At 64.7% G+C, this 11427-nt stretch carries 12 protein-coding genes and 1 pseudogene; 8 read left to right on the plus strand and 5 right to left on the minus strand.

Annotated features, from left to right (window positions below; genetic code table 11):
* The 3 genes and pseudogenes from V3H18_RS15740 to V3H18_RS15750 form a co-directional block, all read left to right on the plus strand.
* Positions 1 to 250: pseudogene (locus V3H18_RS15740) on the plus strand (cation transporter); the annotation flags it as partial.
* A gap of 45 nt (positions 251 to 295) precedes the next feature.
* Complete coding sequence (locus tag V3H18_RS15745) at positions 296 to 556, plus strand: exodeoxyribonuclease VII small subunit (protein ID WP_332083021.1); 261 nt, start codon at positions 296 to 298, stop codon at positions 554 to 556.
* 49 nt (positions 557 to 605) lie between these two features.
* Complete coding sequence (locus tag V3H18_RS15750) at positions 606 to 1736, plus strand: DUF2235 domain-containing protein (protein ID WP_332083022.1); 1131 nt, start codon at positions 606 to 608, stop codon at positions 1734 to 1736.
* A gap of 41 nt (positions 1737 to 1777) precedes the next feature.
* Here V3H18_RS15750 and V3H18_RS15755 read toward each other — a convergent pair whose 3' ends face one another.
* The 4 genes from V3H18_RS15755 to V3H18_RS15770 form a co-directional block, all read right to left on the minus strand.
* Positions 1778 to 3100 (minus strand): DUF3422 family protein, encoded by a 1323-nt coding sequence (locus V3H18_RS15755; RefSeq protein WP_332083023.1) that lies wholly within the window; start codon positions 3098 to 3100, stop codon positions 1778 to 1780.
* Positions 3101 to 3291: 191 nt separating this feature from the next.
* Positions 3292 to 3663, minus strand: coding sequence for a hypothetical protein (locus V3H18_RS15760; RefSeq protein ID WP_332083024.1), 372 nt, complete (start codon positions 3661 to 3663; stop codon positions 3292 to 3294).
* Positions 3664 to 3830: 167 nt separating this feature from the next.
* Positions 3831 to 4280: a cyclic nucleotide-binding domain-containing protein gene (locus tag V3H18_RS15765; protein WP_332083025.1), complete on the minus strand. Its 450-nt coding sequence runs from the start codon at positions 4278 to 4280 to the stop codon at positions 3831 to 3833.
* 82 nt (positions 4281 to 4362) lie between these two features.
* Positions 4363 to 5004, minus strand: coding sequence for a winged helix-turn-helix domain-containing protein (locus V3H18_RS15770; protein WP_332083026.1), 642 nt, complete (start codon positions 5002 to 5004; stop codon positions 4363 to 4365).
* Between the two features lie 90 nt (positions 5005 to 5094).
* Between V3H18_RS15770 and V3H18_RS15775 the strand changes: the two genes are divergently transcribed.
* Positions 5095 to 5637 (plus strand): L,D-transpeptidase family protein, encoded by a 543-nt coding sequence (locus V3H18_RS15775; RefSeq protein WP_332083027.1) that lies wholly within the window; start codon positions 5095 to 5097, stop codon positions 5635 to 5637.
* Here V3H18_RS15775 and V3H18_RS15780 read toward each other — a convergent pair.
* Positions 5634 to 6329 (minus strand): YggS family pyridoxal phosphate-dependent enzyme, encoded by a 696-nt coding sequence (locus tag V3H18_RS15780; RefSeq protein WP_332083028.1) that lies wholly within the window; start codon positions 6327 to 6329, stop codon positions 5634 to 5636. The two genes, V3H18_RS15775 and V3H18_RS15780, sit on opposite strands and share 4 nt — an antisense overlap.
* A 194-nt stretch (positions 6330 to 6523) precedes the next feature.
* On the opposite strand from V3H18_RS15780, the gene V3H18_RS15785 reads away from it, so the two are divergent.
* The 4 genes from V3H18_RS15785 to holA form a co-directional block, all read left to right on the plus strand.
* Positions 6524 to 7087 (plus strand): HdeD family acid-resistance protein, encoded by a 564-nt coding sequence (locus V3H18_RS15785; RefSeq protein ID WP_332083029.1) that lies wholly within the window; start codon positions 6524 to 6526, stop codon positions 7085 to 7087.
* Between the two features lie 152 nt (positions 7088 to 7239).
* Complete coding sequence (gene leuS / locus V3H18_RS15790; protein WP_332083030.1) at positions 7240 to 9876, plus strand: leucine--tRNA ligase; 2637 nt, start codon at positions 7240 to 7242, stop codon at positions 9874 to 9876.
* Positions 9877 to 9964: 88 nt separating this feature from the next.
* A complete protein-coding gene (locus tag V3H18_RS15795; protein WP_332083031.1) occupies positions 9965 to 10459 on the plus strand; it encodes an LPS assembly lipoprotein LptE in 495 nt (164 codons plus the stop codon).
* A 6-nt stretch (positions 10460 to 10465) separates the two neighbouring features.
* A partial coding sequence (gene holA, locus V3H18_RS15800) for a DNA polymerase III subunit delta (protein ID WP_332083032.1) occupies positions 10466 to 11427 on the plus strand: 962 nt, incomplete at its 3' end.

Below are 11427 nucleotides of genomic sequence, written 5' to 3' on the forward strand. Positions count from 1 at the left end.
CGATCCCGCCGTCGCGGCGGCGCTCGGCGCGGCGCTCGCGCGTTCGGCCGGCGGCCCCATTTCCGCCGTTCATGACGTGCGCATGCGCGAAACCGCGCGCGGATACATCGTGAATTATCGAGCGCAAGCATATCCCGCCGTTTCCGTGCAGACGGCCTATGACGCCATTGAGGAAATCGAGCGGCGGGCGCGCCAGGAATTTCCGACGATCTGGCGCATCGTCGCGCGCATACAGCCCGAAGGCCCCTGAGGGCCGCGCATAGCCAAGGGCGCGCGCTTCGTCTATGAAAACGTCATGACGAAGCAGCAGCCCAACGCAGAGCCCGACATTGCAGCCATGCCTTTTGAACAGGCGATGCAGGAGCTCGAACGCATCGTCGGCGAATTGGAAAAGGGCGCCGTCTCGCTCGACGAGTCGGTCAAGCTCTATGCGCGCGGCAAGGCGCTGCAGGCGCGCTGCGAGAAGCTGCTCGCGGAGGCTGAGGCGCGAATCGAAAAAATCACGCTTGGCGAGAACGGCCAGCCGACGGGAGTCGCGCCGCTCGACGTCGAGTGATATATTTTAAGAATCAGTTATCTACAGTTAATTAAAGGGTTTTTTAGCCATGGCGAAGAAGCTCGTCATTTTTTGCGACGGCACCTGGAACGAGCCGACCGAACGCGGCACCAATGTGCTGAGGACTCTGCAGGCGCTCGAGTCCGTGGACGCTCAAGGCAATCCGCAAATCGCGCATTATATCGCCGGCATCGGCACGCGGCGGGGCGAGAGATTCAAGGGCGGAACCTTCGGCTATGGAATTTCGAACAACATCAAGGACGCCTATTCCTTCATCGTCAGCAATTACGACCCGGGCGACGAGATTTTCTTTTTCGGCTTCAGCCGCGGCGCCTATACGGCGCGCAGCATCGCCGGCCTGATCCACAATCTCGGCGTCCTGAAGCGCAACAAACTGCCGCTCATTTCGATCGCTTACGATCGTTATAAGGACAAGAAAGATTCCGACTGGCGGCCGTCAGGCGCCAAGTCGGCGCAGTTTCGCGCCGACTATTGCCATCCCTGGCCGGCGAATATCCGCTTCCTCGGCGTCTGGGACACGGTCGGCGCGCTTGGCGCGCCTTATGGCGAAATTCTCGGCTATCTCGTCGACAGACTGTTCGGATGCAGCTTCCATGACGTGAAATTGAGCGAGAGCGTGCAAAGCGCCTATCATGCTCTGGCCGCCGACGAGCGCCGTTGGCCGTTCCGTCCCACGCCGATCGAATTGACCGACTATCATCGCGCCCGCAACGACAAGAGTCTGTCGGCGCGCAAATTTCCCCTCTACCATCAGAAATGGTTTCCCGGCGTTCATTCCAATGTCGGCGGCGGCTATGAGCATTATGGATTGTCGGACGTTGCGCTCGAATGGATGGTGGCCTGCGCGCGCGAGAATGGGCTCAATATCGCGCCACTCGAAAGCGCGGAATTTTCCAAGGATCGAACCTTCAAGAAGGATTATTCCCAGCCTGTCGAAACGAGCCAAAAGGTCTATTATCGGCTGCTGACGGCGGCCTTGGTGAAGGCGCCGAGCCTCATCGGGCTCAAATCCGTCTATCCCACTTGCGACTGTGACCTCGTGAAACACGTCAGTTGGGGCGGCGACTATATTCGCCCGATCGGCCCCGATGAAGACGTGGAGGCCATAAGGGAAAAGCAGAAGGTCGATCCTGCTTATCGGCCTTTGAATTTGGTTTGACGCCGCGCGATTGCGTCCAAGTCCGCGTTCGTCTCGACGCTTTACTCGACTTCTTCCTCCCTCGCGGCTTTTTGCGACAGTCTGCGAACGCGCGTCATGAAGCCCAGCGCGATCAGCACGGCGATCGGCAGCGTCAGAGCCGCGGCGAGATCGCCGGAGATTTGCTTAGGCAGCGCGTCGGCCGCCTTGAGGCCTCTGGCGAGATAGCCGAAGAGGCCGGTGAGGTAATAAGCGAGCCCGGCGATCGAAATGCCCTGCACGAGGACGTTCAGCCGCATCTGCAGCCGCGTGCGTCGGTTCATATCCTCGAGCAGGGCGCCGTTCTGGCTCTCCATCTCCAGCGAAATGCCGGCGAGCATGAGATTGATCACGCGCTCGACCTGCGCCGAAAAGCGCTTCTGCCGCGCCTCTACCGCATTGCAGGTCTCGATCGCGGGATCGAGCCGGTTCTTCAGGAAATCCGAGAGCGTCACATATTGGCCCTCGCGCCGCTCCTGCATCTGCGCCAGCCGATTCTTGACGAGCGCGCCATAGGCGCGGCTCGCGTCGAAGCGGAAGGCGGCGCCCGCCGAGAGCGCCTCGCTCTTGGCGAGCAGATCGGACAGGCGCCGCAGCAGCCGGTCGCTCGTGCGCAGGTCGTGCTTTTCGTTCAGCTTGCGGGTGATCTCCGACAGTTCGCGCTCCATCGCCGCGAGCTCCGGCGAGACCTCGCGCGCGAGCGGCAGCCCGAGCAGCGCCATGGTGCGATAAGTCTCCACTTCGAGCAGGCGCTGCGTCAGCCGTCCGGCTTCGAAGCGCGGCAGCGCGTTGGCGCGGATGAGCATGCGGGTATAGCCGTAGGCGTCCACGGCGAAGTCGGTCAGCACCTGCGCGTCGCGCTCGTCGATGCCGATGACGCAGAGACTTTGCGAATTGAAGAGTTTGGCGAATTCTTCGACGGGCGTTGCGCCGTCGACGACGCAAAGCTGCGTCGCGACGATGAGGCCGCCCGGCTGGGTGAAGGCGAATTCGCCCTCCCTGAGTGGATCGGGGTGGGCGAAGGGCGTCGCCGCGTCGAGGCCCGTCGACCAGGTGTAGGTCGTGAATTCGCTGTGCTGCTCCCAGCGCAGCCGCCAGTCGCCGAAAATGAAATAGTGGAATTTGGCGCCCGGCTCCGGCGCCAGCACGCCTTGCGCTTCGGCGAGCGCGCTCACCGCCTTGCGGTCGGCGAGGGCCGCGTCGTAATCGGTGGCGAAGCCGTAATGATAGACGCGGCGCGGCGCGTCGAGCGGCAGGAAAGGCCGGGCGTGCAGCTCCGCGAGCGCGGCCGCGCGCAGCTCATGCTCCTTGAAACCGACGCGTGCTTCCCCGTCTGCGCTTTCCATCGTTCTCTCCGCTCGCGGCGCGTCGCTCATAGGGCGGCGGCGCGAGTCGCCGCTTCATGAACATGCTGAAAAATCCGCGTCGGAAGCGCCGCGGCTGCAAGCCTTCTACAGGAGCGGCGCCAGAAACGGCAAAACGGCGGCGCGGGATGATTCCGCGCCGCCGCTTGTGGGACCCTCAACGGGCTTGAAGCTTACCAGCCCCAGCCCCAGTCGTTGTAATTGTAATAGGGATAATAGCCGCCGTAGGAATAGCCCGGATAGTAGCCGTAGCCGCCGTAATAGTAGGGGTAGCCGCCATAATAGCCGCTCGACGCCGCAAGGCCGGCGCCAAGAAGGCCGAGGCCCAGGCCCGCGGCGATGGCCCCGCCGGGGTTGTAGCCGCGCCGGTAGTAGCCGCCGCGCCAGCCGCGCCGATACCAGACATTCTCGACCGAGCTAGACAAGCCAACGGCGTCGGGCTTCGCCGCGCTCGTCGGGCCGGCCAGAACTTCCGCGGGGAGCGCGGTCGCCATCACCGCGCCGCAAAGCGCGCCAGTGAGCGCCATTTTGAGGCCTTTACGCATTATCGATCCTCCAGTTAAGGCGGCGTTCGCCGCATCGGCCGCAAACTTCCAGCCAAGCTTGTGCGACAACAAAGCTAGGTAGGACCATTGGACCTGATTTGGAGAGGCCGCGCCGGACTTTTTGGAATTTACCTTAAGGATCAAGGATATCGCGCCAATGCGCGTCTTCAGGCGTCGTTCGCGGGATAGCCGGCGGCGTCGCGGGTGAACTCCACAAGCCGCTCGCGGAACAGATCGCGCAAGCGGGCGGCCGTCGTCGGATGCTGCTCCAGGATCATATGAAAGAGCGGGCGGCCGATCTTGAGCGCCGTCGTCGGCTCGCGGGCGGTGGCGCTCGCCGGCCGGATCGAGGGGGAGACGAGCGCCGTCTCGCCGATGAGCGTCCAGGGATAAAGAATTTGCGTCGCGGGGCGGCCGTCGTCATAGGGGTCGATCGCGATCGACCCCATGGTCAGGACATAGCCGCCGTCGGACGCGTCGCCGCGCCGAAACAATATGTCGCCGGCGCGCAGCAGGCGCGTTTCTGCGGAAATCGCGAGCGTGCGCAACGCATTGGGTTCGAAGAGCGCAAAAAGAGGGATGCGGACCAGATTGTCGATGTCGTCGTCGAGCGTCATGTTGATCGCATTGGGCTAAAGCATCCCTATCGACAACGAAAAATAGGCAATCTTATAGCGCCTTGGCGCCGGCGCGAGAGCGTCAGGAGGCGAGATCGTCTTGCAGCCCGGCCAGCCGATAGGCGGGGCCTTCCGTGATCAGCCAGCGCGGACTGTCAGGGGCGGGTTCGAGCTTGCGGCGCAGGCGGCAAATATGGGTTTCGAGCGTGCGCGTCGAAACCCCCGGCCCGTAGCCCCATACGTCGCGCAAAAGCGATTCCCGCGAGACGGCGCCGCCCTCGGCCTCGGCGAGGCGTGAGAGAATCGCCGCCTCTTTCTCGGTGAGCTTGACGCGCGCGCCGGCGGGGCCGCGCAATTCGCGCGCCTCGAAACGATAGGGGCCGATGTTCGCGCCTGGCGCGGGCCGGGGCGCCGAATCAAGCAACTCCACGAGATCGGCGAAGCGGAAAGGGCGCGCGACGACGGCGTTAACGCCCGCGGGCGGCGGCTTTGCCTCCTGAGCGATGAGAAGGACGAAGCTTCTCAAGCCGCGCCGGCGCGCCTTTGCGAGCGCGTCGCGGCCGCGCGGGCTTTCGTCCAGGAGGAGCGCATCAATCCCGTCGTCGCCGGGCGCCGGGAGCGCGCCGGCGCGCAGGGCGAAGCGCCCGAACGCGGAAAATTGCTCCGCAAGGCTCGCCGTCAGTTCCGGTTCGGCGGCGACCATGATCCTGCGCGTAAAACTCATGAAGCGGCGCGGTCTCCTCGCCTTGAATAGATGATTTTTGTTATAGGCGGTCAAATGCGCCGGCCGGCGGCGAGAGGGAAGGGCGCTTTCATGGGCTTTCGCGCGGCGCGGCCGCAGGGCAGGGGGCTGAGGCTGCTGCGGGTCGCGCGCCGCATCGGCGGCGAAGCGCATGAGGGGCGTCTCATCGCGGGCGGCCTCGTTCTGCCCTGCGCCTTAGGCCGCGCCGGCGTGACGTATGCGAAGCGCGAAGGCGACGGCGCGACGCCCGCCGGGCGATGGCGGCTCCTCTATTTCTATCTGCGCAAGCCAACGCCCTTGCGCCTGCCGTGGCGGCGCACGCGGCGAAGCGACATATGGTGCGACGATCCGCGCGCCTTTCTCTACAACCGGCCGCTGAGGGCGCCGTCGCGGCTCAGCCATGAGGCGCTGTGGCGCGATGACGGTCTCTACGACGTCGTCGGCGTGTCGGACTACAACATGCGGCCCGCGCGGCGCGGACGCGGCAGCGCGATCTTTTTCCACATTGCGCGCGACGATCTTTCCCCGACCGCCGGCTGCGTCGCGCTGCGCCCGCGCGATATGGCCCGTCTGCTGCCGAGGCTCGGGCGGAAGGTCGCGCTGTTGATCGATTAGGCGGCCTCCCCCTCTCCCCGCAAGCGAGGAGAGGGGCGCTCCCCCATGATCGCCGAGCCGACGCGGACATAGGTCGCGCCGAGCTGAATGGCGATTTCGAAGTCCGAACTCATGCCCATGGAGAGTTCGCGCAAGCCGTTGCGCGCCGCGATATCGGCGAGCAGCGCGAAATGCGGCGCCGCCTGCTGACCGACCGGCGGCACGCACATGAGCCCGGCGATGTCGAGCCCGTATGTCTCGCGGCATGCGGCAAGAAAGGCGTCGGCGTCCTCGGGAAGGACGCCCGCCTTCTGCAGTTCCGCGCCAGTGTTGACCTGCACGAAAAGCTTTGGCCGCTTGCCCGTCTTCGCCATTTCCTTGGCGAGCGCCTCTGCGATCTTCTCGCGATCGACGCTCTGGATCGCGTCAAAGAAGTCAACGGCCTCGCGCGCCTTGTTGGATTGCAGCGGGCCGATGAGATGCAGCTCGAGATCGGGATATTTTTCGCGCAGGGCGGGCCATTTGCCCATCGCCTCCTGCACGCGGTTTTCGCCGAAAATGCGATGGCCGGCTTCGAGCAGCGGAATCACATCCTTGGCCGGAAAGGTCTTGGTGACGCAGACGAGGCGCACGGCGTTCGGTTCGCGCCCGCATTCCAATGCGGCGCGGCGGATCGTTTCAAGCGTCGATTCAAGGCGATCTGTAATGCTCATGAGGCGAGGATCGCCAATTCCCGCAAAGGGTCAAGGTCGGAAAGGCGTCGAGCCTGTTGCATTGCGGAACCAACCTTGGACAAGCGCGTTAAGCCTGTTGCGGACGCGAGATGCGGGAACAATTTGACGTTTAATTTTGAGAAATGCGTCCCATCTAAAGATAACCGGTTTCACTTAGAGCTAGGAGGCCGAAAATGGTCAATGACAGCCTGATTTTGGAAACGGATCCGCTTCATCTGCATCATCTGCGCCGCAAATGGGGATGGCTCGTCGCGCTCGGCGTGCTGTTGCTCATCGGCGGCGTCGTCGCCCTCTATGACGTGACGACCGCGACGCTGGTGACGGTGTTTTACGTCGGCGCCGCCATGCTCGTCTGCGGGGCTTTGGAGGTTATCACCGCCTTTCAAATCCGCCCCTGGCCCAGGGCGCTGCTGCTCGGCGCAGTCGGTCTTTTGACGATCGGGGCGGGCTTTCTCGCCTTCCGCGATCCGCTGCTCGCCGCCGTGTCGATCACGGGCTTTTTGGGCTTCGCGCTGATTATCGCCGGGGCGTTTCGCCTCGTCCTCGCTTTTCACATTCGCGAAGTCGGTCCCTGGCTGCTCGTTGCGCTGTCTGGCCTCGTCAGCATTGTTCTGGGCGGCCTGATCGTCTCGCAATGGCCGGTTTCGGGGCTTTACGTTCTCGGCCTTTTCCTCGCGGTCAATCTGATCTTCGAGGGCATAAGCTGGATCACGGTCGGACTTTCGGCGAAGCCGTGAACTGACTGGGCTATCCATACAAAGGGGGCCGATGGCTCCCTTTTTTCTTTATATTCCCCAGGAGCGGCGACAATAGCCGCCCTTTGACATCCCTTGGGCCGCCCGGCATTACAGGCGCAATCCAAAAGCCTTCGACCGGACGCGCCCGCAAGATGAGACAAGAACGCTATAATTTTGCCGAGGCGGAGCTGCGCTGGCAAAAAATCTGGGAAGAAAAACAGGTCTTTAAGGCAGGCGCCGCGGCGAGCGCGCCCAAATATTACGTGCTGGAGATGTTCCCCTATCCCTCCGGTCGTCTCCACATGGGCCATGTGCGCAACTATTCCATGGGCGACGTGATCGCCCGCTTCATGCGCGCCAGGGGTTACGACGTCCTCCATCCCATGGGCTGGGACGCTTTTGGCCTTCCGGCCGAAAACGCCGCGGCGCAAACCGGCGCGCATCCGGCGCAATGGACCTACGCCAATATCGCCGCCATGCGCGCGCAGCTCAAAACGCTCGGCCTCTCGCTGGACTGGTCGCGCGAGATCGCGACCTGTGATCCAGAATATTACGGGCGCCAGCAGAAGCTGTTTCTGGACTTTCTCAAAGCCGGCATCGTCGATCGCAAGAAATCCAAGGTGAACTGGGACCCTGTCGACATGACCGTGCTCGCCAATGAGCAGGTGATCGACGGGCGCGGCTGGCGCTCGGGCGCCCTGGTCGAGCAGCGCGAACTGACGCAATGGTTCCTCAAGATCACGGACTATTCCGAGGAGCTGCTGACGGCGCTCGACGCGCTGGAGCGCTGGCCGGACAAGGTGCGGCTGATGCAGCGCAACTGGATCGGGCGCTCCGAAGGCATGCTCGTTCGCTTTTCGCTCGCTGAGCCGCTTGGAGAAACGCGCGAAATCGAAGTCTTCACCACCCGCGCCGACACGCTTTTTGGCGCGAAATTCGTCGCGCTCGCCGCCGACCATCCGCTGGCCAAGGCGGCGGCCGAGAAGGACCCGGCGCTCGCCGCCTTCGCGGACGAGTGTCGGCGCGGCGGCACGTCGGCCGAAGCGATCGAGACCGCGGAGAAACAGGGCTACGATACCGGCCTGCGCGTCATTCATCCCTTCGATCCGAACTGGACGTTGCCCGTCTATGTCGCGAATTTCATTCTGATGGATTACGGCACAGGCGCGATCTTCGGCTGCCCGGCGCATGACCAGCGCGACCTCGATTTCGCCAATAAATACAAGTTGGGCTTCAAGCTCGTCGTTTGTCCCGAGGGCGTCGATCCCGAGAGTCTCGAAACGCGGATCGCCGACAGCGGCGAGGCTTTCGACGGCGACGGCAAGCTCGTCAACTCGGATTTCATGAACGGCTTGACTGTCTGCGAAGCCAAGGAGGCGGTCGCGGCGCGGCTAGAGACAACCGCGCTCTTCGAGCGTCCGCAGGGCGCGCGCAAGGTGAATTTCAAGCTGCGCGACTGGGGGATTTCGCGCCAGCGCTACTGGGGCTGTCCGATCCCCATCGTCCATTGCGAGACATGCGGCCCGGTTCCGGTTCCCGAGGCCGATCTGCCGGTGCGGCTGCCCGAGGACGTTTCCTTCGATCAGCCGGGCAATCCGCTCGATCGCCACCCCACCTGGCGCCATGTCGCCTGTCCGTCCTGCGGCGCGCCGGCGCGGCGCGAGACCGACACGATGGACACATTCGTCGACTCGTCCTGGTATTACGCGCGTTTCGCCGATCCGCATAACGCCTCGGAGCCGGCGAGCGCCGGGGCGATCGCGCGCTGGCTGCCGGTCGATCAATATATCGGCGGGATCGAGCATGCGATCCTGCATCTGCTCTATTCGCGCTTCTTCGCCCGCGCCATGCGCGATAGCGGCCATGCCGCAGTCGCCGAGCCCTTCGCCGGGCTCTTCACCCAAGGCATGGTGGTGCATGAGACCTATAAGGGCCCGGACGGCCAATGGGTGGCGCCGGACGCTATCCGCATCGAGGCGCGGGACGGCGGACGGCGCGCCTTTCTCCTCGACGGCGACGTCGAGATCGAGATCGGCCCGATCGAGAAAATGTCGAAGTCGAAGAAGAACACGGTCGATCCCGACGACATTGTGGCGAGCTATGGCGCTGATACGGCGCGCCTCTTCGTGCTTTCCGACAGCCCGCCCGATCGCGACGTGATCTGGTCGGACGAGGGCGCGCAGGGCGCCTGGCGCTTCGTCCAGCGGCTTTGGCGCCTGACCGGCGAATTGGGGCGCGTCGCCGCGCCCGTGGGCGCGCAGGCGCCGGCGGATTTTCGCGATCTCGCGCTCACGCTGCGTAAGGCGACGCATCGCGCCATCGCCCAGGCGAGCGAGAATATCGAGCGGCTGCGCTTCAACAGCGCCATCGCCCGCATCCGCGAATTCGCCAATGAGCTCACGAGCGCGCTCGACGCCGTGACCGAGACGCCGGTCCCGGCGGACCTCGCCTTCGCCTTCCGGGAGGCGGCGGACGCGCTGATCCTCCTCGTCGCGCCGATGACGCCGCATGTCGCCGAGGAATGCTGGGCCGACCTCGGGCATGAGGGCCTCGTCGCCGAGGCGCCGTGGCCCATCGCCGATCCTGTCCTTGTGGCGCAGGAGATGATAAGCCTCCCCGTCCAGGTCAACGGCAAGAAGCGGGCGGAGATTTTTGTCGCCCATGACGCGGACGAGGAAACGATTCGCAAAGAGGCTTTGGCGCAAGATGGCGTCCTGCGCGCCATGGAAGGCAAGCCCTTAAAGAAGTTCATTCTCGTGCCGAAGAGGATCGTCAATGTGGTCGTTTAGCAAAGCGCCAGTCGGCAGTCGGCAATCGGCAAATTGGCGACTGCCGACTGCCGACCTGCCGATTGCCCGGTTCCGGGCCTTGGCTGTGATGGGCGTCGCGCTCCTCGTCCTGCCGCTCGCGGGCTGCATCCAGCCGCTCTACGCCCCCGCCGGCGCCGGCTTCGACTCTTCGCCGCTGGCGGCCGAGATGCAGGCGATCGCCGTCGACGAAATCCCCGATCGGCTCGGCCATTATGTGCGCAATGAGCTGATTTTCGGCCTCAACGGCACGGGCTCCGAGCCCGCGCCGCGCTATCGACTGTCGGTCCGCATGCGCGAGCGCGTGCAGACGCCGATCCTCGACACGGTGACGGGGCGCGCCACCTCCGCGACGGTGATCGTCGACGCCGAATATCGGCTCGTCACCGTGCCGGGCGACGTGGAAGTGACGAAAGGCGTCGCCTTCAACATTGCGAGCTATGACCGCTTCTCCAACCGCTTCTCCAATGTGCGCGCCGCGCGCGACGCCGAAATTCGCGACGCGAGGGTCATCGCCGACTCGATCCGTACGCGCATCGCGACGGCGCTCGCCACCCGCCTCTGATCGGGCATGGTCGCGGTCAATAGTCGCGACGCCGAACGCTTCGTCGCCGCCCCGCCGGACGGCGTCTTCCTGTTTCTCGTCTTCGGGCCGGACGCCGGCATGGCGCGCGAGCGCGCGCTCGCGATCGTCGGCAAGCGCGTCGACGACCGGCGGGATCCGTTCCAATTCGTCGAAATGAGCGGCGACGCGGTCGCCGCCGATCCGCTCGCGTTGCTTGACGAGGCGAACACCACGCCGCTCTTTGGCGGTCGGCGCGCCATCCTCGTCGAGACGGGCGCGAAATCCGTCATGGCGGCGATTACGTCGCTCATCAACGCGCCGCCCGCGGACTGCACAATCGTACTCACCGCCGGCGCCTTGAAGCGCGACGCGCCGCTGCGCAAGCTCGTCGAGGGCGCGAAACAGGGCGCGGCGATCGAATGCCAGCCGGACGCCGAGCCCGATTTGCAGGCGCTGATCGACAAGAGCCTGCGCGACGCGGGCCTTGTCGCGAGCCCGGAAGCGCGCGGGCTGCTCATTGGCGCGCTCGGCGAAGACCGGCTGATGAGCCGCGCGGAACTCAACAAGCTCGCGCTCTATATGCATGGGCGCGAACATGTCGAGGCCGCCGACGTAGAAGCGATCGTCGCCCATGCGTCGAATATCGCTTCCGATCGCGTCGTCGCTTCAGCCTTCGCGGGAGAGGCCGGCGTCCGCCCCGCGCTCGACGCTTATTTCGCGCAAGGGGGCGACGCCTCGCAGCTTCTCTTCGGCGCGCTGCGCTACGCGCTGGCGCTGCATCGCGCCCGTCTCGCCTTGGAGCGCGAGGGCGGGCGCCCTGACGCTGGCGTCTCGGCGCTGATGCGCGCGGGTTTCGGCTTCATGCATCGCGCGCTGATGGAGGAGCAGCTCAAGAACTGGTCGTCCGCGCGTCTTGGCGCGCTGATCGAGCCGCTCCGCGCCGCGCAAATGCGCGCGCGCGCCAGCGC

Source organism: Methylocystis borbori (assembly GCF_036576025.1).
GTDB classification, from domain to species: Bacteria; Pseudomonadota; Alphaproteobacteria; order Rhizobiales; family Beijerinckiaceae; genus Methylocystis; species Methylocystis borbori.

What these genes read in the sequence shown, in the direction of transcription:
- V3H18_RS15745 (WP_332083021.1), top strand. Translation starts at nt 296, where the DNA reads ATGACGAAGCAGCAGCCCAACGCAGAGCCCGACATTGCAGCCATGCCT.
- V3H18_RS15750 (WP_332083022.1), top strand. Translation starts at nt 606, where the DNA reads ATGGCGAAGAAGCTCGTCATTTTTTGCGACGGCACCTGGAACGAGCCG.
- V3H18_RS15755 (WP_332083023.1), bottom strand. Translation starts at nt 3,100, where the DNA reads ATGGAAAGCGCAGACGGGGAAGCACGCGTCGGTTTCAAGGAGCATGAG.
- V3H18_RS15760 (WP_332083024.1), bottom strand. Translation starts at nt 3,663, where the DNA reads ATGCGTAAAGGCCTCAAAATGGCGCTCACTGGCGCGCTTTGCGGCGCG.
- V3H18_RS15765 (WP_332083025.1), bottom strand. Translation starts at nt 4,280, where the DNA reads ATGACGCTCGACGACGACATCGACAATCTGGTCCGCATCCCTCTTTTT.
- V3H18_RS15770 (WP_332083026.1), bottom strand. Translation starts at nt 5,004, where the DNA reads ATGAGTTTTACGCGCAGGATCATGGTCGCCGCCGAACCGGAACTGACG.
- V3H18_RS15775 (WP_332083027.1), top strand. Translation starts at nt 5,095, where the DNA reads ATGGGCTTTCGCGCGGCGCGGCCGCAGGGCAGGGGGCTGAGGCTGCTG.
- V3H18_RS15780 (WP_332083028.1), bottom strand. Translation starts at nt 6,329, where the DNA reads ATGAGCATTACAGATCGCCTTGAATCGACGCTTGAAACGATCCGCCGC.
- V3H18_RS15785 (WP_332083029.1), top strand. Translation starts at nt 6,524, where the DNA reads ATGGTCAATGACAGCCTGATTTTGGAAACGGATCCGCTTCATCTGCAT.
- leuS (WP_332083030.1), top strand. Translation starts at nt 7,240, where the DNA reads ATGAGACAAGAACGCTATAATTTTGCCGAGGCGGAGCTGCGCTGGCAA.
- V3H18_RS15795 (WP_332083031.1), top strand. Translation starts at nt 9,965, where the DNA reads ATGGGCGTCGCGCTCCTCGTCCTGCCGCTCGCGGGCTGCATCCAGCCG.